The sequence below is a fragment of the Alteribacillus sp. JSM 102045 genome, from assembly GCF_041949975.1.
Classification (GTDB): Bacteria; Bacillota; Bacilli; order Bacillales; family Marinococcaceae; genus Alteribacillus.
In genome coordinates, this window is the sequence record NZ_JBHFQG010000052.1 from 1 (window position 1) to 20,208 (window position 20,208).

Below are 20,208 nucleotides of genomic sequence, written 5' to 3' on the forward strand. Positions count from 1 at the left end.
TTGTCAACGGCTTTGCCGCCAATGACGCTTCTTCCACGATTAATATTTGGGAACGGGTGAAAATGCTCGGGTATCCGACCGATGAACCGGTGGTGGTGATGAATTGCCGGGCGGACCGTGTCGACCGTACGGAACAATTTGCAGAGGATGTGCTTCCTTACATTCCATGCAAAACCCTGGTGCTCATCGGAGAAACAACGAGCCCGATTGTCGACAGCTATAACGCCGGCCATATTCCAGCTGATATACTGCTGAACCTGGAACACCAGGATACCGGCGAAATTGTACGGGCCCTGGAGCCTTATATGAGCAATACCGTGCTTTACGGAGTCGGCAACATTCACGGTGCAGCGGAACCGTTAGTAGAAGAACTGCAAAAAATCAAAGCACAAAAGGAGTTAGTATAACGTGGGACTGCAGGAAATTACGATCGCACTCGTGGCAGGGGTCACGCTTAGTCTATTATTCGCCGAAAAAACCGGAATCTTACCAGCCGGCCTCGTTGTTCCCGGCTACCTTGCCCTGGTTATCGATAAACCGGTGTACGCCATTTCGATCTTGTTTGTCAGCTTTGCGACCTACCTTGTCGTGATGTACGGGATCAATCACTTTACGATTTTGTACGGGAGACGAAAATTTACAGCGATGCTGTTGACGGGGATCATTTTAAAGCTCGGATTTGACGCCATATACGGGATCCTCCCAATAAATGTGGCTGATTTACAGGCCATTGGTTTGATCGTCCCCGGCTTGATTGCCAATACCATACAGCGCCAGGGCTTTCTGCCGACTGTTTCCAGCACGATGCTATTGACCTTCTCAGCATTTGGTGTTTTATCCATTTATAATGTATGGCTTGCTTAGATTCTTTTGGTATTATAATTAATTAGGTATATAAAGCCTTTTCCGTTTAATTGGAATGGGCTTTTTTACGTTGGCCTAGTGTTGTTAAATTGCTCAGTTGTTTCTATAATAGAAGAACAAGAGAGGAAAGATGCAGCTATGGTTACCATTAATGATATAGCAAAGATGGCAAGTGTATCGCGGACCACCGTCTCACGGGTGCTTAATAATTCTTCCCATGTCAGTAAGAAAGCGCGGGAAAGAGTTCTGGAAGCAATTGAGAAAACAGGATACATCCCCAGTGAGCACGCAAAAGGATTACGAGTAAAGCAAACAAATGTTGTTGGTGTCATCCTTCCGAAAATCAGTACAGAAACATCAAGCCGTGTAGTCAATGGAATAGATGAAGAGTTAAGCAGGTATGGGTATCAAATATTATTAGCAAATTCCAACCTTGAGCTGAAAAAAGAAATCGAACACCTAAAGCTTTTACAAAGCCGCAGAGTGGATGGAATTATATTAATGGCGACAAATGTAGATAAGAGCTTACAAGAAGAAATAAAAGCTCTCCCTATTCCAACGGTGGCATTAGGGCAAGAAATTCCCGGTGTTACCTCGGTTGTGTACGATGATTATCATGCAGCTTGCGACCTAACTCAACTTTTTATAAATAAAGGACACCGGAAGATAGCATTTATTGGAGTGAGTGAAGAAGACAAGGCAGTCGGATACTTGCGAAAAAAAGGATATTTGGACACGATGAAAAATAATAATCTTTCAGTGGAAGACTTTTGGATGGCACAAGGAACGTTTAATATTACATCTGGTTATCATGCCATGAAAGAAATATGGGAAACATCATCTGAGCGTCCAACAGCTGTTTTTGCTGTGACCGATCGTTTAGCAATAGGAGTCATGGAGTATCTTCAAGAGAAAGGCCTAAACATTCCAAAAGACATCTCGATTGCAGGCATTGGTGCTTCCGAATTGTCCAAATACGTGAGACCTGCTTTAACAACAGTTGATTATTTTAACAATGAAGCAGGTAAAGTAACAGCTCGTCATTTATTAGATAAAATGCTTGAAGAAAATGAATCGAAAAAAAGTAAGCTTGGTTATAGACTAATAGAAAGAGATAGTTTATGATGAAATGTGTAATCGATTCCAAGTTCATATATCTATGTTTGGAATCGATTCCACCGTTTGTTTAATCATGAATAACTAGTACAAGAGCCATTCTAGTGAGACACCTGTCTTTTTAGAAAGCGCTCACAAGTTTGAAGAAAAGAAAGGAGAATAAGTATGGCAGAGAATCGGCGTATTGCTGAAGAACTTATAGAAGCTGTAGGCGGCCAGGAAAACATATCATCAGTAGCTCACTGTGCAACTCGGCTTCGCATTATGGTCCACGACAAAGAAAAAATAGATCAAGAACGTGTAGAAAATCTTGATAAAGTAAAGGGTGCTTTTTATAACTCCGGACAATATCAGGTTATTTTTGGAACTGGCACAGTAAATAAAATGCATGAAGAAGTCACTAAACTGGGACTTTCGGAAAGTACAAAAGGTGAGCAGAAGAAAGAGGCCGGTAAACAAGGAAATGCCTTGCAAAGAGCCGTTCGCACCTTCGGGGATGTGTTTGTGCCAATTATTCCAGTGCTTGTGGCGACCGGTTTATTTATGGGGTTAAGAGGTCTTCTCTTACAAGAACAAATACTTTCCCTAATTGGCTTGTCTCCTGAAGAAGTTCCTGAGAATTTTCTAACATTTACAGAAGTATTAACAGACACTGCCTTTGCTTTCTTGCCTGCGCTTGTTGCCTGGTCTGCGTTTCGAGTATTTGGAGGAAGTCCGGTCATTGGTATCGTATTAGGCTTAATGCTGGTAAGTCCTTCTCTTCCCAATGCCTATGAAGTAGGGGAAGGTACAGCAGAACCATTAATGTTTCTAGGCTTTATCCCTGTCATTGGCTACCAGGGTTCTGTACTGCCGGCTTTTATTGCCGGATGGTTTGGAGCAAAGCTCGAACAAAGGGTGAGAAAATCAGTTCCTGAAGCATTAGATTTGATCGTTACGCCATTCGTAACACTGCTTGTCATGATTTTTCTTTCCTTATTCCTGTTTGGGCCGCTTCTGCACGGCTTAGAAAATGCGGTAATGGGAGCGACTACTTGGCTTCTCGGTCTTCCATTTGGAATTAGCGGACTGGTTATTGGGTTTTTTCATCAAATTATTGTTATTACAGGGGTTCATCATGTCTTTAACTTTCTTGAGATTCAATTATTAGAGCGATTTGGCAGCAATCCATTTAATGCGATTATTACGTGCGGTATTGCTGCACAGGGCGGGGCAGCACTTGCTGTTGGCCTGAAAACTAAAGCCGCAAAATTGAAGGCCTTAGCACTTTCATCCTCTCTGTCTGCGTTTTTAGGAATTACTGAACCAGCTATTTTCGGGGTGAACCTTCGCTATATGAAGCCATTTGTAATGGGACTTATCGGAGGAGCAGCTGGCGGATTTTTCGCTTCTCTCGTAAACCTCGAAGCAACAGGGATGGCAATAACCGTAATTCCTGGTACATTATTATATCTAAATGAACAAATTGTGTTTTATTTGCTTGCAAACCTTATTTCCATCGGTGTTGCCTTTGGATTGACGTGGACATTTGGATATTCAGATAAAATGAAAGAAGAAATGGATAAATAGAAAAAAGCGATGAAGGGGTTGTCTCGAAAGTAAGAGACAGCCCCATCTTCTTTTTCCGAAGCATTCGCGTGATTAGGACCTCCTGTGGCTCCTTTGCCAAAGCAAGGATCTTAAAGCCCGAGACAGATGAATGAAAGATGAATCGGTAACCAAGGAAGAGGCTCGAAGACCAAAGTGATAGAAAGAGAGGAAATGAAGTAACCAAGCAAGGACCTTAAAAATATGTTGAAGGACCAGTTACAAGCTTTTCAGTGATGTTGCGGCAGATCCTGCTTGAGGAAGGTGCAGATCGATCACCGCTGCCAACTTTCTGGTACGCGCAATGGCACTGCCTGTGCCAAAAAAGAAATCCAATCAAAACAGCCGGCCATGATTTATTTTCATGACCAGCTGTTTACCATGCAAGGGATTTTAAGAAGGCTTCTTTTGGATATAAGTTTTTACTATTTAGATTTAACACCCAGCCCATAGGTATCTGGTACTTGTGCTTAATAAAATTTTAATATTTCAACTCCCATTTTTCTGCAATGAAAGAGGCCTCGCTGTTCTCAGCAAAAAAACGAATTCCCTGACTCTCCTTAGACGGAAAGATTCTTGCCGTGAAAACGTCTCCACCATCGTTTACGAATATTTCTACAGACGAAGAATCAACAAAAATTTGAAGAGTGACATTCGTTTGCAAGTACGGGATAGAACGAGTAGTGCCAAAGTCTTCGGCAACCGGTTCACCGGAATGGGTACGGTCTAGAGTTAAGCGCTGGTTTTCTGTGTCCAGAAAAATTCTGGTTTCCTCATTTTGCCCTGCTCTTACAGCCACACCAGCTTTCCCTTGTTCCACTCCTTCTATTTCACATATGAATTCGTAGCATTCCCCGCTCCAATCTGTTTTAGTTAAAGTGTAGTTATCTAATAGGAACGAGTCTGTTTTTTTGTTTGCTCTAAGCTGTCTTAGTTCTGCTGCTGGTTTTTGAATCACTTTATTGTTTTTCACCGTTAATTCACGCGGCAATGTTAAACAATGGGCCCATAAGTTACGGTCTGTAGGATAGCTTATTTCAGGCAGTCCCATCCACCCGACCATAATCCGTCTACCATCAGGAGTTTCTGTTGTTTGAGGAGCGTAAAAGTCAAAACCAGCATCCAATTCCCTGAAAGTTCTATGTTCAAAACGACCGGTGGCTACGTCTAATCTTTCTCCTGTCAGATAGCCTGCTTGATAAAAATTGCGAAAACGTTCTCCTTCTGGTTCTATACCTTGTGGAGAGAACACAAGTACTCCCTGATTTTGAAGTTCAAAATAATCAGGGCATTCCCACATAAAACCAAAGTTAGCGTAATTGGTTTTTATTTCATCAACGAGCTTCCAATCTATTAAATTATTAGAAGTATATAGTAAAGCTGTTCCCGTTTTATTTTCTCTTTGCGCTCCTACCACCATATAAAAAGCATCACCGCTGCGCCAAACCTTTGGGTCACGGAAATGTTCTGTGTACCCGTTTGGTGGAGCAGAAATAATAGGCTGTTTATCCTTTTTTATGTGTGCTTCTTTGTCCATCACCGCGTGGCATTGATAAGGATTTCGATTCCAGTTATTATCTCTCGTGTTTCCGGTATAAAATAAATGCAGCATATTTTCATGTACGATACCGCTGCCTGAGTAAACACCGTGACTGTCATACGGAGTGTCCGGAAAAAGGGCGGGGCCGTGATTTTTCCAGTGAACCAAGTCTTTTGAAGAAGTATGGCACCAATGCTTTAAACCGTGAACTGGTCCAAGGGGAAACCATTGATAAAATAAATGATATTCTCCGTTATAATAACAAAAGCCATTTGGGTCATTTAAAAGGCCCGTTTCCGGCTGAATATGATATGTTTGGCGCCATGGACAATTCGCAGCACTTTTCTCTAAATGCTCCCATTCTTCTTTTGAAACATCGTCTATTTGTCTATATAGCTGTTCACGTGTCCAAGTCATACAAAAATCGTCCTTTCTTCTTCTAGGATGGCATTTTTCTATACACTAAAGAATAAATAGTTTTTTTTCAACGGATTTTTAAAGAAAGAAAGAACAATATTATGTACGAGGTGTTAATGGTAATATTTTGTATTTACATCATCTCTGTTCTTTGTTTGTCCAATTCCTTCTTCTGCTAGTTTTTGGCGGAATTTCTCATATAAAAATAACGCCAGCATGTCGTATCTCTCCTGGTCTGAAAGCTTATCCATCAATTCGTCTACGTCTTTACTGCTAAAGGTTTGTAAAATACCTTCAATAATAATTAACGCGTCCTCTTCATCACCTGTTAGCTTATTTTTGTATAAGTCGTACAGATTGTCTACAAATTCCATTCTACCGCTCCTTGTAAATCAATTTATAAAGTATTGTTAGCATAAGAGAAATTCATATGTTTTATTCCAAGAAAATATCACATGCTATGAAGGAGGTGAAGAAAATGAAAAAAGAACCTAAAAAGAAATTTGATTTTCCAACTCAGGCCAATACTGACGGAGAAATTGGCGTTCACACCAGTTTAAAAGCAAACAAACCTTTTGATACAGAAGATAGATTCGCAGGTGATTCTGTTGATGAGCATAAACAGTTAGAAGCAGCCAATGAAGATCTTGCTGAAAAAGAGATTTCTCAAACATTTAACAATTCTTAATAGAAAGCAGCCGTCCTGTCAAAAAAATGAAAGGACGGTCTGATATCACTCATTTAAAAGCTTTTCTAGCGAGTCGATATTTTCTCTCATTAAAGAGAAATAGCTTGCATCCTGTGATTCTTCATGTAAACTTTCCAGGTTGTTAAAGTAGACAGCTTGTGCCCCTATTTCTTCTGCAAAATTTTTGGCTGTACCAATAGCAAAGCTTTTTTCGAAAGCAACATACTGAATGTTTTCTTTCTCAGCTTTTTCGATCAATGTTTGCATGCGCTTCTGTGATGGCTCGTTGGATGAAACAGTTTCTGTAATTGATATTTCGTCAAAATCATATCTTTCTGCCCAATAGGTATAGCCTGGGTGAGCAACAAATACAGAATGTTTATCAGTTTCTTTCGCGGCTTCTTTGAACTCCATATCAAGTTCCCGCAGCTTTTTCTCTAACTGTTCCGTGTTCTCTTTAAAAACAGGTGAGTGATCAGGGTCAACCTCTATCAAAACGTCTTTAATGTTATGGGCGATTTCAATCGCTTTTATCGGATCAATCCAAACGTGTGGATTCTCCGGGCCGTGAATGTGCGCTTCTGAAGTATCTTCCTCCTCATGAGAATGTTCATGAGTATGTGTTTCATTCCCATGTGTGTGACTGTGGGAGTGGGTGTTTTCTGTTTCCCATTCGTGGTGTTGATATTCTACTTTTTCAATATCTTCTGCCACGTCTACTGTCGTAACGTCTTCGTTTATTAATAACGGTAATATCGTATCGTTCAAGCCTTCCATACTCCCTGTCGTGTACAAAAACCTGTCCGTTTCCACCATATCCGTTATTTCTTTAATTGTAGGCTCATAAGTATGAGCGTCTGTACCAGGAGGAACAATATTATTTACTTCCACCTGTTCACCGCCAATATGTTCAATAAAATCTTCTATTGCAAATATGTTAGTAGCAAGTGTAAGGGGCTGGTTCTCATCGTCTGAAGCTGCAGGGGAGGGTTCTGCTTCAGATCCCGCCGGGTTCTCCTTGCCGCAAGCGCTAAGAATAAAAAAACTGCCAGCTAAAACTGTTGATAAAAATTTTATCATAAAAAAAACTCCTTATTTGTCTGTGTGAATGATTTCTGTAAAGGTAGTAGCAGCTCGGTTTAATTGATTTTTTACATCAATAAGGTCATTACTTAACCAGCGTAGACAAAATAGACCTGTCTCCACTTCTGTTATGGCCCCCTGGGTAGTAGCAGCAGAGCTTAGCTTTACATTTTCCAAACTGAAATGGGCAAGCTTTGGAGAGCCTGCCCAAAGAGTTGCATAGTAAGAAAAACCATCTAATATACCGATTTGCTCATACGATTTCTCCTTTGGAGAGAAGCGGAAGCGGTTATATACACATAATTTTTCTTCCCTGTAAATGGACGTGAGCAAGTCAATACTTCTATATTTATACTTTTCTCCTTTAGCACGGCGTCCTGATGATAATATTTCACCCCAAATAATATGAGAGCTGTTCTTCATTGATATATGACCAGCATTTTTAAAATAGGCATCCTCAAAAGGGATGATGGTGTCGGGCACCATATGCAAAAAAGCATCTGAGCCAAGATGCACATTCATGGTTTGGGATGTCATTTCATCCTCTTTATTAGGATAAATTTTAGCCGAAGATTGCTGCAGCAATGTAACATTGGCATGGTTTTCAACCGTTAGATGATAGGTATTATTATCTCCAGAAACCATTCCCCCGGATGTTTCCATTAAGTATACTACAGCATGGCAGTCGTCATTTGGATATAATGCATGACTCGCTCGTAGCGGGGGAGTCTGGTGGAGGCTGCTCAGTACAGTTTTGTTTTTTTTATTAGAAAAAGTGAGGGACAGCTGCCCGTTTAATTGTAAATGTCTTTTATGCACCGCTTTTCACTTCTTTATCCCACTCTTTATCAAGTAAGATAGAATGCTGGATCCAGGCAATAATACCGTTTAACCCTTCTCCTTGTTTTTGATTTGCAAAAATAAACGGTCTTTTTCCTCTTGCTTTCAAGGCGTCTTTTTCCATGACGTCCAAATCAACTTCGACATAAGGAGCAAGGTCTAATTTATTAATAACAAGCAGGTCTGAACAAGTCACCCCGGGCCCGCCTTTACGTGGAATATCCTGTCCTTCTGCAACATCGATGACCTATATAAAACCATCGACTAATTCAGGACTAAACGTGGCAGAAAGGTTATCTCCTCCGCTCTCTACAAAAATAATATCAAGATTTGAAAAACGCTGATTAAGCTCATCAATAGCATCAAAATTCATCGAGGCGTCTTCACAGATTGCCGTGTGAGGACATCCCACCTGTTTCTACTCCAATGATGCGATCTTCTGGTAAAACACCATTCACCGTAAGAAATTTGGCGTCTTCTTTCGTATAAATATCATTTGTGATAACAGCTACTTCATAGGAAGTGTGAAGTGCTCTTGTTAACTGCTCTACCATAGCCGTTTTTCCTGACCCTACAGGACCGCCAATTCCTATTTTAACTGGTTTATTCACAAATGTATCCCCTTTCATTGTAGATAACGTAAAAATAAATAAACAGTGGAGTTTTTAGGAAATAAAAAGTCTTCCATTTAAGTGTTCATGTCTCATGGATGCAAGCTCCAAACCAACCGCTGAGTTTCCGGCATCATCTAAATTCATACTCATGATCGTTCTGGCAGCTTCTTCAAAGGAGGGCAAGAACTGATAAATCGTTTAAACTCCAGTGGTTTGCCCTAAAGGAACTGCTCGGACAGCGTTATGAACCATAGCTGTCGTACTGGAGTATAGAAACGCAGCTATTGCATCCAATATTTTCATGTCTGTTAGAGAAGTGTACATTCGGTAAATAATCGGATAATGAAAAGACAGATTTTGATTTTTCAGTTCTTGTTCTATAAAACCTCCAGGACCTTTTTTATCCATGGTTCGGATCGTTTTTAGGAATTGCTGTCCCATTTGCAAGCTGCCATTACGGGATTCTTTAGCAATTTTAATGGCATGGCACAGAGATGAAATCACTGGCAATTTTTCACACCTATTTGTAGATACTGCTTCCATTGTTTCTTTTACTATTAACCCGTCTCCGTAAGTGAGATTATCAAATAAATAAGAGAGGCAGTATTGTTTTAACGTCTCCTGGTTGTAAATATAGCCGTCTTGAATATAGCTTTCCATTCCAAACGAATGAGTGTAGGAACCGATCGGGAAAGCAGAGTCATGTATCTGCATTAAATGAAGCTGATTAGTTTTCATGGTGATGGTGGTGTCCTTTATACTTAAATGGTTTATAAAAGCGTCTTTTTTCTTGGGTAAAGAAACCCCGGTTTCTTTAAATAAAGCTGGCAGCGTAGCATCATACCGTACAACTATTTCTCCATTTTCTATGAGGCAGGGAGTATGACGGTTGCCCAATTCAAAAGCTGCTTTTCCCATTTCTTCTATGGAAGTGGGTTGGAGGACAAAAACATCTTCTAAAACAGTATTTACAATGATTTGAGTTTCAGCATCTTCGAATAATATATCACCAGGCTGTAATTGAACACCTTTTTCTAATGAAATAGCAACATCTCTGCCATCACTTGTTTTTTTCCGAAGAATGCGTTTGTTTAGTTCTTCCCAATCTAATTCGATCAGGTCTTGTCTCTTTTTTGAACCATTATTCCATTTGTCAATATGGCCGACAGGTTTTGTAATTACCATTTCTATCAACTCCTTTAGGGGTTAAAACACAAAGTATCTTTGTGCCATGGCTACTTCATGAAATGGCTCACATTCAATTTTTTTCCCATCTACTAAAACGTCGTATGTTTCTGGGTTAATACTTATCTCTGCTGTACTGTCATTGAGTTTCATATCTTTCATTCCAATGCTGCGGCACCCTTTCACAGGGACGATATTTTTTTGTAGCTGCAGTTTGTCTTGAATCCCGTTATCAAAGGCTGCATTTGATATAAACGTCATGCCAGTTGAATATTTATTTGCGACATACCGTTTGATGCGATGGTTGTCATTGCTGTGATCTTCTTTAAGGTACCCTCTTTGCTTTTTCATTTTGTCAGCAGTTTGCCAGGTTCTTATAATCACTTCGCCTACACGCCCCATAGCTTGAGAATCTGAGGCGATAATGCTGATCAATCCCATATCATGCAAGATATCTTCTGCCGCAATGGTTTCCGGGCGAATACGAGAATCAGCAAAAGCTACATCTTCTGGAACGTTTCTGTCCAGGTGGTGACATACCATCAACATATCAAGATGTTCATCAATTGTATTTGTCGTAAAAGGCCGAGTTGGGTTGGTAGAGGAAGGCAGAATATTAGGAAGTGAAGCGATTCTCATAATATCCGGCACATGTCCGCCGCCTGCTCCCTCTGTGTGATACGTATGATTAACACGGTTACCGATCGCGTTGATAGTGTCTTCTACAAATCCTGCTTCATTTAAAGTATCTGTATGAATTGCTACTTGAACATCATAGTCATCGGCGACTGATAGACAGGTGTTGGATGCTTCATTAGGTAAAGTACTTATTTTTGCCTGTATTATTCTTTTCCTGCAATGGCGCCCGAATGGACTATTTTCCATGAAAACTAGAGCGCTTGATTAACTTTTAATAGGAGGAAAAAATCATGTCTTTTTCATTGATGCGATTTGCAGGGTCAAAACGGAATATATTCATTTTGCTGTTTTTTGTCTTGCTTATACTGCCCATCTTTCTATCGGAATTTCAGACGAATCTGCTTGGAAGATATCTGGCATTTGCCATACTCGTACTTGGCCTCGATTTATTATGGGGATATGAAGGCGTTTTAAGCTTAGGTCATGGTATTTTCTTTGGATTAAGTGCTTATGTGATGGCCGTGTATGTCACTATGGAATCGTCACAGGGAGGGCTGCCTGATTTTATGGTTTGGAGCGGGATAACTGAGCTTCCGTTTATTTGGAGTATTCTTTTTTTTCCATTTCTTGCTTTACCGTTAGGCATTATAGCCCCAATGGCCATAGCATTTATTGTTGGCTTTTTACCTTCCGAAATAGAATCAAAGGAGTTTATTTTACTATTTTAACTCAGGCTTTAGCTATTGTGACGGTTACGCTAATTGTGAGCCAACAAAATATAACCGGCGGGACAAATGGTATAACAGGTTTCAAATCAGTCCTTGGTTTTTCTCTTTCAAGCCCTTTTACTAATACTGTGTTGTATTTCATCACTCTCACCTTTCTTGGTTTAGTGTTTTGGTTAAGTTATCGGTTAGTGAACAGCAGGTTTGGTCATGTATTAGTTGCAATCCGCAATGGCGAAAACCGCCTTCGTTTCTCGGGTTATAATACAGCTTATTATAAAATCTTTGTTTTCACGTTGTCAGCTGGAGTTGCTGGTCTAGCAGGTATGTTGTTTGTATTGCAGGTTGGGATCATATCTCCTTCTATGATTGATATTGTCCCTTCCATTGAAATGATTTTATGGGTGGCGATTGGAGGCCGTGGTACATTAGTTGGTCCTATCTTTGGAGCACTGCTTGCTAACTCAGGTAAAACTTTTTTCAGCCAGACGTTCCAGACTTTTGGTTGTTTTTAATCGGTGCTGTTTTTATAACAGTAGTTGTTTTCTTGCCCGGAGGTCTTATGTTAATTAGTTCTAAAATCAAAAAGAAATGGGGAAAGAACATTGAAACAAGTACAGAATCAAAAACGAAAACAGTTGCCAGGAAGAATACTGCAGTGTGAAGATGTATTAGTGAAATATGGAGAGTTTACGTTTCTCATTTTCAGTTGAGGAACGAGAAGTTCACTTTCTTATAGGCCCAAATGGTGCTGGAAAAACGACGTTTCTTGATGTGCTGTGCAGATTGACGAAAATGACGGACGGGAAGGCATTATTTCATGAGACTTATAATTTGAAAAAAATGAAGGAGTTTGAAATTGCAAGAAAAGGTATAGGAAGGAAATTTCAGGCGTCATCGGTTTTTCCAAATTTAACAGTTTGTAAAACCTGGAAATATATATAAAGCAAAATAAGAATGTGTTTTCGATGTTGAAAGCAAGGCTCACTTCTGCAGAAAAAGAAAAAATTCAATCGTAATTAGAGACGATTGGATTAGAAGATCAAAAATATATAAAAGCGGGGGGGCTTTCTCACGGACAAAAACAGTGGCTTGAAATCGGAATGGTAATGATGCAGGAGCCCGAACTTTTATTATTGGATGATCCTATAGCCGGTATGACAGAGGAGGAAGAAGAGATAACGGGCCGCCTTCTGCACACTTTAAAGTCCAAGTGTTCCATTATTGTCGTGGAGCATGACATGGAGTTTGTTCGTAAATACGCTGAACGTGTAATAGTGATGTATGAAGGAAGACTTCTTGCTGAGGGCAGTATGGAAGACATTCAACTAAACCGTCAAGTTCAAGAAGTTTATTTGGGCACGGCAGAGGAGGAAAAAATGCTGCAATTACAACAGCTTGATGTTGCTACGAGAGAGTCTTGTATTAAAAGATATTTCTTTACATGTCCAAAATGGAAAAGTGGTTTGTATTTTAGGTAGAAATGGTGTTGGTAAATCTACTTTAATCCAAGCCATCATGGGAGTATTAAAGGCTCAAAATGGGCAAATTTTGTATCGGGAAAGTAATATAACGCGGGCAGCACCCTTTGCTCGTGCTAGGAAAGGGATTGGATATGTTCCTCAAGGAAGAGAAATTTTCTCCAATTTAACTGTCTATGAAAATTTGATTCTTGGGTTTGAATCAAAAAGGGATAGAAAAACGGAAATTCTGAAACAGATATATACGTATTTTCCAGTACTTCAGGAAATGAAGCATAGAAAAGGGGGAGATTTAAGCGATGGACAGCAGGAACAGCTTGCCATTGGAAGAGCTTTAATAGCAGAACCTTCCCTGCTTTTACTTGATGAACCTGCCAAAGGTATTCAGCCTAATATTGTAAAAGATATTCAAGACGTTATTCTAAATATTAAAGAAACGACAAACACCTCAATGATTCTTGTAGAACAGAGCATGTCGTTTGCCAAAAAACAGTTGATTATTTTTACGTAATGGATCGAGGTAAATTGGTGTATGAAGGCCCTAAATTGGTTGAAGAAGAAGTAAAACAATATTTAAGTATATAATGTACTCAAGCATGACCTTTTCAGCTCATATTATTTTTTGCGAACAACAATATTGCCGAAAGTGTATTTTTCCAAACGCGCTAGCCGATTGCTTCGTTGTTGAAATTTCAGTCTGTTAACGATCCAGAAGAAGAGGAGCTGAAAGTGGAAATAGAAAAATCTATTAAATCAACAGAAATATACGGAACTTTCTAAAGATCATTACTTAATCATTGATGAATGTAGCCAGCCTGTCCGGAAAAACTGGGAGGCTGGTATCAACTAGCTTTTCTATTGGTTTTAAGTAGTATGGACAATTGTTCTTTCATATAAATGAGTTGAGTGAGGTGATTATTTAACTATGTGTGAAGGCTTTTGGGCGTGTATAAGTCCAGATGCATGGCTGCAGACCTTCGGAACAATCATCGGCGCATTTTTAGGAACGTTGTTAGCTGGGTTTATTTCCCTTCATTTATACTTGAAAAAACAAAAGGATCAAACCAAAAATGAAACGAGAGGCTTTAAAAGAAAATTCATCCTTCATTATTATGCAAAGACCAAAACGGTACTTGCTATAGCTAAAGATATAAGTTTTGCTAGTGAACCAAGTTATATCCGTCATGAAGCTTTATATGTATTAATTAATGATTTGAAGAAGTATTACTTAAGAGAAGTTGAACCAGTAACCCCAATTGACTTACATCCATATTTTGAGGAGATTTACATGAAGCTCGTAAACATACAAACCTTTACAAAATACACAAGCAAGAGCGGGATACCTCCGAAAACCATGGAGATGTTGGGCGTAGATACGATAGTAAAAGAGTCCATTGAAGCAATAGAAGGAACAATAGACCAGCTGCAAACCGTTGTGGAGGAAAAATATTAGAAATAGAAAAGGATTGGGGTATAATGACTAAAATCAGAGATCTAAGCAAAAAAATATACAAAATAATCAGAATTGTGTTAGAATGGTTGCTAAGCTTCGATTCAGAAAATTTAGAAACAAATTGGAGGGAGATAGGTTATGTCTATGAGAGAGAAAGCATTGGCCATGCACAAGGAGAACCCCGGTAAAATTGGGACGCATTCTACAGTAGAGGTGGAAAGTAAAGAAGATTTGGGACTAGCTTACTCCCCGGGAGTGGCTGAGCCTTGTAAAGAAATTGAAGAAGACGTCAATCAAGTATATGATTATACGAGCAAAGGTAATCTGGTTGCAGTAGTAAGCAACGGTTCCGCTGTACTAGGTCTAGGAAATATAGGCCCTGAAGCTTCACTTCCTGTTATGGAAGGGAAAGCTATTTTGTTTAAGGAATTTGCAGAAATTGATGCTTTTCCTCTCAGCATTAACAAGAAAGATACAGCAGGATTTATCGAAACGGTAAAGGCGTTGGAACCAACATTTGGCGGTATAAATTTGGAAGATATAAAAGCGCCGGATTGCTTTATTATTGAAGATTCTTGCCGGGAAGCACTTAATATTCCAGTTTTTCATGATGACCAGCATGGAACTGCTATTGTAACTCTTGCTGGTTTAATAAATGCTTTTAAATTGGTGAATAAAACAGTGGTAGACAGCCGAATTGTGATTAATGGAGCAGGAGCAGCCGGAGTAGCAGTGACAAAGCTTTTACTGTCCCTTGGAGCAGCAGATGTAGTGCTGTGTGATTCAAAAGGGGCGATTTATGAAGGACGTAGTGAAAGAATGAACGACATAAAAACTGAGTTGTCTCTCGTGACAAATCGTAAAAAAGTAAAAGGATGCCTTGAGGATGTAATTGAAGGTGCTGATGTTGTAATTGGTGTATCTGCTCCTGACAGCATTACAAAAGAAATGGTACAGTCCATGAACAGAGATCCAATTATTTTTGCCATGGCTAATCCTATCCCTGAAATCATGCCTGAAGATGCGAAGGAAGCCGGGGTAAAGGTTATTGGTACAGGGCGCTCTGATTTTCCGAATCAAGTGAATAATGTGCTTGCGTTTCCTGGTGTTTTTCGAGGAGCACTTGACGTGCGGGCTTCTGAAATCAATGAAGAAATGAAAATAGCGGCTGCTAACGCTATCGCAGAATTAATTACGGAAGAAGAGCTGACCCCTGATTATGTGATTCCTAATCCGCTTGATCCGAGGGTTGTTCAAGCGGTATCGAGTGCCGTTGCAGACGCCGCAATAAAAACGGGAGCAGCCAAACAACCTTCAAAACAAAGTGTTGTTGAATCGTCAAAAGTATAATTTAAAAAAGGAGGCACGGCACGCTATGTCCGTGCCTTTCTAATTGTTTAGGAAATTATGTTTTTACAAGTTGTGGATAACTATCTTCATATTGTTTGATATCCGCGTCTAGCTTAAGCGCCCAGCCTCTCGGGGTTAAATAACCTCCAGTCATGAAAGGCAAAGAGCGCCTTTCATGACTGAAGAACATTTACCTGTCGAGGCTGATCAGGGCGCTTGCGCTTTTGTTCTTTAAGTTAGAGTATGATTGGAAGTGGAGGTTTACTATGATTATACATATCATAATATTGGCACTCAAACTTTTGCCCAGGTATTTCTTTTACTAATATAATCTGCAATTAAATAGATAACAATATATACCGAAAATGAATAAACATGTTTCCAGTATATAGGCTGATATAATCCAATACTTTTAAAAAAAGGTTCAGCAACAAAAGCAGATACAACTGAAAAGAAAACAGCCTTAATAAGTGGACTGACATTAGGTTTTATTTGAATCAAAGAAAGGATAAATAATGGAAGGAGACTAAAATCCCAAGGTAAGTAATTTGGTATGAAGGGAAGAACTTCATACGTGTAATACCATAATCCTAAACTAATTCCAATGAAATCAAGCCATGATATAATAAGGATTACAAATACCCCAGTACTCAATAATCGAATGGTACTATCTTTCTTTCTAAATATAATCCAAAAAATCCATGGACTAATTGTTAGTCCTACTCCTAACCACCATTGCCATGTATATATAACATTTTCTTTCCAAATATAAAACATTTGATTATTGGCCCGAACAACAAGGTCATAAGCCTGTTTAATTTGTTGTTGTAAGTTTCCATCCACTAAAATACCTACTTTCTATTTTCTTTCTTTTTCTACTTTCATTATCTCTCTTCAATTGGTATTTCAACCGGAACATTGAAAATCCATAATAAAATTAATGTAATGAGAATGGATAAGACATATGTAAGTAATGGTTTCGTGTGGTGGAGGCGTAACATTGGAAACATTATACATAGAAATAATAAGGACCAACCCAAATGCCATCCATAATTAAAAGTGATCAATCCTAACAAGTAATAAATATATTCTGTCCCTGTATAAATTCCTATCCATTTTACATTGTGAAAAATTTTTCCTTGAATTGATCCTGGATAGTTAGCTAAAAACAACAACAGAGAACCAGGATATACAATGAACGTATAAAGCATGATTTGTAATGAATATCCTGCCGAAAAATCAGCATGAATTTCCCATAAAAAATAGTTAGCACATAAAACATAATATGTTAAATTAGCCCCAGCAAAAAACCACATGGTGGTGTGATACTTTCTCCATTGTTTATAATTGCCACTCCGCCAAACTAAGAAAATAACTAACGCGGTTATAAAAACATGCATAAAAAAACCTGCCATTCCTTTTTGTAATTTGAGCAAAAGGTAACCCCTCTTAATTTTGGGTTTGAGGTATTATTTTATTAGAATTAATTTAACCTGATGGATAACTATGTACACAAGCCAAAGTCTAGAAAAATAATTAAAAACGAGGAACAAAGCAATAAGCAATAATGTGATTATGCATAAAGTTAGTGATTACGAAGAACTGAGGAAACAACGAACGTATCAAGAGCGATTTATTTAGTTAGGAGGAATGAATTAATGAAAATAGCAATGAGCTTCTTGATGATGTGGCGGATGCATACTTATTCTTCGGATGATTAAAGAGAACGAAAAAACTTCGTAAATGCTAAGACTAGACAGACTTGTCCTAACTAAATTGCTTAAAAATCCCAAAGCATGAATCTTCTCTTTAGAAGTGGTTCATAATTGACCCAAACGTGCGCAAGAACAAAAAAGTAGGAAGTGCCTCTCTAAAAAACAATAGAATTTTTATGAGTAACTAAGGAATTAATTCAATTGTTCAAACCTAGTAGTTTTGTATGTGTGATAATGACCAATTAAATAAATGATTATAAAAATAGGAAATGAGTAATAATATTCCAATTAAGCGGTACATAGAAACCAATATATGCAAGCAATGGCAACCCAATAAATGATGAAACCAGTGAAAAAAGTAATGTTTGGGTCAATTATTGTTTATAATTTCCAAGGAGAAAAATTAAATTCCCTAAAGTCTTATAAAGTTTAAAGATGTAATAACAAAACAAGGGGAGACTAATGAAAGCAAAACAAATAGATTAAACAATGGAGAAATATCAGTTTATTAGTAAAATCAAAAGGTTGACAGACGTGACGAATGCTAAGCGATATGGCGTGATTAAAAAATATCTTTATAACTGGTAAAAAGAAAATGGTATTGCTGTGAAAAATCCGGGGAGACAGGGGCAAAAACATACTGCACTTTGAAAAGGGAGAAGTCTTTCGAACAAGGGTGCTGAAAAAAGTAACGAATGGCGTTCCAACTTTCATAGAGATTAGTGAAAGGAGCTATGTTAAAGCCGCAATAAAAGCATAATATGACCCAAGATATGCAAAAAGGAGCTGTCTCAAAAAGCCCTTGCATGGTAAACAGCCGGCTGTGAAAATAAATCACGAACAGCTGTTTTGCTTGGTTTTCTCTGTACAGGCGGTGCCGTTGCACTTATTCAGAAAGTTACCAGCGGCGCTCGATGTGAACCTTCCTCAAGCAGGATCTACCGCAACGAACAGCAGGTAACTGGGACTTCAATGCCTTTTCAAGATTCTTACTTGGTTACCTCTTCATCTTTTAATCTCCACCCCCGAGTACCAACCCCCCTTTTTGACTACTGTTCCTCCCCGATTTCTTCTGTCGCGGGATTCTAGATACTTGCTTGGCGAAAGGAGACACAGGACGTACTAATCACACGAATGATACGAGAAAGAAAATCTAGTGGTAAGTTAAGAACTGTATATTAATTCCGAGACAATCCCATTTGCATTATAAGGATGGCCAGATCTTTTATCAGATCTTTTAGAGGTTATCCTCTTTTTAATTAAGTTTATTGTCTATTTTAGAAAGCATACTGATTACAACTACGCTTAAAATAGTTGATAATATTGTGCTTCCTATAAGAATCCACAGGATTGAATAAAACCTTTGTTCATTCATCAAGTACCCCTCCTTAGAGTCTTATTTATGGTTTCCAAAAAAATTAAAATTATTTTGCAGTGTATTCGCAAGGGGAAAAACATTTAGCTAAGTAATCGAAAAAAGGGGTGATTGGAATAGCCAAAGAATTTAATTTAGAGCGCAAATCTGATAGCAGCTTTTCTTCTGAATCGACTGTCTTTCGGAAAGAGGATGGACGCCCAAAGGCAAGAGGAGTTGCTTAAGTAGGTGAAAAATTACCTTGTTATGGCGCTGATGGGGATTATGGCAGTGAAACAGAAGAAGCCGTAAAAGCATTTCAATCACAACATGCTCTGACGGTTGATGGTATTGGTGGTCCTAAGAGTTTGGTCCGGCTTAATTATTTTTTATGATTTTTATTGTTTTGTTCAGTTTTTTTCGATGTTTCATTACCACTTGCAAACTCATAGGAGGCTTCAAAGTTCGTTTCTCCGACCTTGTGTCCTTTAACTGTTTTATATTCAACGCCTCTATAGCCCGTATCATTGTTTTTATGATCCATGTAACAAATCTCCTTCCTTTTGAATACCTTTATGTTTTTCTTTTATTTATATTTTATACACTCAATAGCTCTTTCAGGAAAGGAAGGTTAACATCGGAATGCACTAAAGGACCTTCACTAAGGAAACCAAGCTTATAAATTTTTGTTAATGGTTCATTGCAGGGCAATTAAAATATTACAACAAGATTAAGATTGTAAGGAAATTTACAAAGTTTTTAAAATACAAGTGTAGATATGAATAAAGAGCAGTAGGATTAGTCCCCTGCTCTCTTTCATTTATTTTGTTCATTTTGTTGCATCCATAAAAACAGATTTGTAATAAGCTTAGATACAATAAATAATGCTATATAAAATAAGAATAAATGAAAATAATTCACTTCCTTAAACATATGAAAAAAGTGGAATTCTACCATAATTGGTTTTACTACAAAGGCAAAAAAGGCTGATAATAATATTGAATACAGGTAGATATTTTTATTATGATTAAGTGTCCATTGGTATAACAACATAAAACTAATCGGAGCTAATGAAGCGTCTAAGAAGAAAGTTGGTAAAAAGGGAACGAGTTGATAGGGGTATTCCCACAGGACATAACTAATACCAAATGAATTTAAATATTGAAACCAAACATGATAATTAAGTCCAAAAAAACCAATAAGCAACATTTTACTTTTATCAATGAAAACGAATAATACAATTAGTGGAACGATTAACGTTAATAGCATTACCCAGAATTGCCATACTTCCCAGTCGGAAAATGATGTCCAATACTCTATTTGTAATTGGGTTATCTCTTCTGTCATAGACCTGATTTGGCTCAAAACTTCTGTTTGTTTTTCCTTCATTAAAATCCAACCTAATAAATAGTATTTGAAAATAATTTAACCGGATTAACCCCTTGAATTTGGACACGTACTCTATTTATCTAGCATAATCATACTTTATCTCTTCTTTTGTCTTCGGGTAGGATCGCCCATTTGCTGCGTTTGTCAAGGGCCGCTTACGCTCTCCCG

16 protein-coding genes and 7 pseudogenes are annotated in these 20,208 nt (G+C 38.4%); 12 read left to right on the forward strand and 11 right to left on the reverse strand.

The genetic code is table 11. The features are described from left to right. The 4 genes and pseudogenes from ACE1TI_RS20170 to ACE1TI_RS20185 form a co-directional block, all read left to right on the forward strand. A pseudogene (locus ACE1TI_RS20170) lies at window positions 1–407 on the forward strand (poly-gamma-glutamate synthase PgsB); the annotation flags it as partial. A gap of 1 nt (window position 408) precedes the next feature. Then, window positions 409–864, forward strand: coding sequence for a poly-gamma-glutamate biosynthesis protein PgsC (gene pgsC / locus ACE1TI_RS20175; RefSeq protein ID WP_375009331.1), 456 nt, complete (start codon window positions 409–411; stop codon window positions 862–864). Window positions 865–1,002: 138 nt separating this feature from the next. After that, window positions 1,003–1,989 carry a LacI family DNA-binding transcriptional regulator gene (locus ACE1TI_RS20180; RefSeq protein ID WP_375009332.1) on the forward strand — a complete coding sequence of 329 codons (987 nt, stop codon included), beginning with the start codon at window positions 1,003–1,005 and terminating at the stop codon, window positions 1,987–1,989. A 156-nt stretch (window positions 1,990–2,145) separates the two neighbouring features. Then, entirely contained in the window at window positions 2,146–3,549 is a 1,404-nt protein-coding gene (locus ACE1TI_RS20185; protein WP_375009333.1) for a sucrose-specific PTS transporter subunit IIBC, read from the forward strand. A gap of 499 nt (window positions 3,550–4,048) precedes the next feature. Here the strand turns inward: ACE1TI_RS20185 and ACE1TI_RS20190 are convergent, their stop codons facing one another. Continuing rightward, window positions 4,049–5,524, reverse strand: coding sequence for a glycoside hydrolase family 32 protein (locus tag ACE1TI_RS20190; protein ID WP_375009334.1), 1,476 nt, complete (start codon window positions 5,522–5,524; stop codon window positions 4,049–4,051). Window positions 5,525–5,637: 113 nt separating this feature from the next. Next, window positions 5,638–5,898 (reverse strand): DUF6154 family protein, encoded by a 261-nt coding sequence (locus ACE1TI_RS20195; protein ID WP_375009335.1) that lies wholly within the window; start codon window positions 5,896–5,898, stop codon window positions 5,638–5,640. A 104-nt stretch (window positions 5,899–6,002) separates the two neighbouring features. Here ACE1TI_RS20195 and ACE1TI_RS20200 point away from each other — a divergent pair, with 104 nt between their 5' ends. Continuing rightward, window positions 6,003–6,212: a hypothetical protein gene (locus tag ACE1TI_RS20200; RefSeq protein WP_375009336.1), complete on the forward strand. Its 210-nt coding sequence runs from the start codon at window positions 6,003–6,005 to the stop codon at window positions 6,210–6,212. Between the two features lie 45 nt (window positions 6,213–6,257). Here ACE1TI_RS20200 and ACE1TI_RS20205 read toward each other — a convergent pair whose 3' ends face one another. The 5 genes and pseudogenes from ACE1TI_RS20205 to ACE1TI_RS20225 form a co-directional block, all read right to left on the reverse strand. Then, window positions 6,258–7,292 carry a metal ABC transporter solute-binding protein, Zn/Mn family gene (locus ACE1TI_RS20205; protein WP_375009337.1) on the reverse strand — a complete coding sequence of 345 codons (1,035 nt, stop codon included), beginning with the start codon at window positions 7,290–7,292 and terminating at the stop codon, window positions 6,258–6,260. Window positions 7,293–7,304: 12 nt separating this feature from the next. Next, complete coding sequence (locus ACE1TI_RS20210) at window positions 7,305–8,114, reverse strand: urease accessory protein UreD (RefSeq protein ID WP_375009338.1); 810 nt, start codon at window positions 8,112–8,114, stop codon at window positions 7,305–7,307. Further along, window positions 8,107–8,746 (reverse strand): annotated as a pseudogene (gene ureG, locus ACE1TI_RS20215) (urease accessory protein UreG). Before ureG ends, ACE1TI_RS20210 begins: the two are co-directional and overlap by 8 nt. 201 nt (window positions 8,747–8,947) lie before the next feature. Next, window positions 8,948–9,934: an urease accessory UreF family protein gene (locus tag ACE1TI_RS20220; protein WP_375009339.1), complete on the reverse strand. Its 987-nt coding sequence runs from the start codon at window positions 9,932–9,934 to the stop codon at window positions 8,948–8,950. A 21-nt stretch (window positions 9,935–9,955) separates the two neighbouring features. Beyond that, window positions 9,956–10,744 (reverse strand): annotated as a pseudogene (locus ACE1TI_RS20225) (amidohydrolase family protein); the annotation flags it as partial. Between ACE1TI_RS20225 and ACE1TI_RS20230 the strand changes: the two are divergent. From ACE1TI_RS20230 to ACE1TI_RS20255, 6 genes and pseudogenes are all read left to right on the forward strand, one after another. Then, a pseudogene (locus tag ACE1TI_RS20230) lies at window positions 10,740–10,841 on the forward strand (urea ABC transporter permease subunit UrtB); the annotation flags it as partial. The pseudogenes ACE1TI_RS20225 and ACE1TI_RS20230 overlap by 5 nt on opposite strands. Before the next feature lie 22 nt (window positions 10,842–10,863). Continuing rightward, a pseudogene (urtC, locus tag ACE1TI_RS20235) lies at window positions 10,864–11,962 on the forward strand (urea ABC transporter permease subunit UrtC). Beyond that, window positions 11,937–12,659: pseudogene (urtD, locus tag ACE1TI_RS20240) on the forward strand (urea ABC transporter ATP-binding protein UrtD); the annotation flags it as partial. The pseudogenes urtC and urtD, both read left to right, overlap by 26 nt. A gap of 100 nt (window positions 12,660–12,759) precedes the next feature. Continuing rightward, window positions 12,760–13,290, forward strand: a complete 531-nt coding sequence (locus tag ACE1TI_RS20245) for an ATP-binding cassette domain-containing protein (protein WP_375009340.1) — start codon at window positions 12,760–12,762, stop codon at window positions 13,288–13,290. 414 nt (window positions 13,291–13,704) lie between these two features. Further along, window positions 13,705–14,232: a hypothetical protein gene (locus ACE1TI_RS20250; RefSeq protein ID WP_375009341.1), complete on the forward strand. Its 528-nt coding sequence runs from the start codon at window positions 13,705–13,707 to the stop codon at window positions 14,230–14,232. A 138-nt stretch (window positions 14,233–14,370) separates the two neighbouring features. Then, complete coding sequence (locus ACE1TI_RS20255) at window positions 14,371–15,582, forward strand: NAD(P)-dependent malic enzyme (RefSeq protein ID WP_375009342.1); 1,212 nt, start codon at window positions 14,371–14,373, stop codon at window positions 15,580–15,582. A 294-nt stretch (window positions 15,583–15,876) separates the two neighbouring features. Here the strand turns inward: ACE1TI_RS20255 and ACE1TI_RS20260 are convergent, their stop codons facing one another. Next, the gene (locus ACE1TI_RS20260) at window positions 15,877–16,425 is read right to left on the reverse strand and encodes a CBO0543 family protein (protein ID WP_375009343.1); all 549 of its coding nucleotides are present in this window, start codon (window positions 16,423–16,425) and stop codon (window positions 15,877–15,879) included. A gap of 41 nt (window positions 16,426–16,466) precedes the next feature. Next, on the reverse strand, window positions 16,467–17,018 hold the full coding sequence (locus ACE1TI_RS20265; RefSeq protein ID WP_375009344.1) for a hypothetical protein: 552 nt from the start codon (window positions 17,016–17,018) through the stop codon (window positions 16,467–16,469). A 1,917-nt stretch (window positions 17,019–18,935) separates the two neighbouring features. Here ACE1TI_RS20265 and ACE1TI_RS20270 point away from each other — a divergent pair. Then, window positions 18,936–19,046, forward strand: a pseudogene (locus ACE1TI_RS20270) (peptidoglycan-binding domain-containing protein); the annotation flags it as partial. Here the strand turns inward: ACE1TI_RS20270 and ACE1TI_RS20275 are convergent. Next, the gene (locus ACE1TI_RS20275) at window positions 19,034–19,195 is read right to left on the reverse strand and encodes a hypothetical protein (RefSeq protein ID WP_375009345.1); all 162 of its coding nucleotides are present in this window, start codon (window positions 19,193–19,195) and stop codon (window positions 19,034–19,036) included. The pseudogene ACE1TI_RS20270 and the gene ACE1TI_RS20275 sit on opposite strands and share 13 nt — an antisense overlap. 272 nt (window positions 19,196–19,467) lie before the next feature. After that, window positions 19,468–20,040 (reverse strand): hypothetical protein, encoded by a 573-nt coding sequence (locus ACE1TI_RS20280; protein ID WP_375009346.1) that lies wholly within the window; start codon window positions 20,038–20,040, stop codon window positions 19,468–19,470. Window positions 20,041–20,208 lie beyond the last annotated feature (168 nt).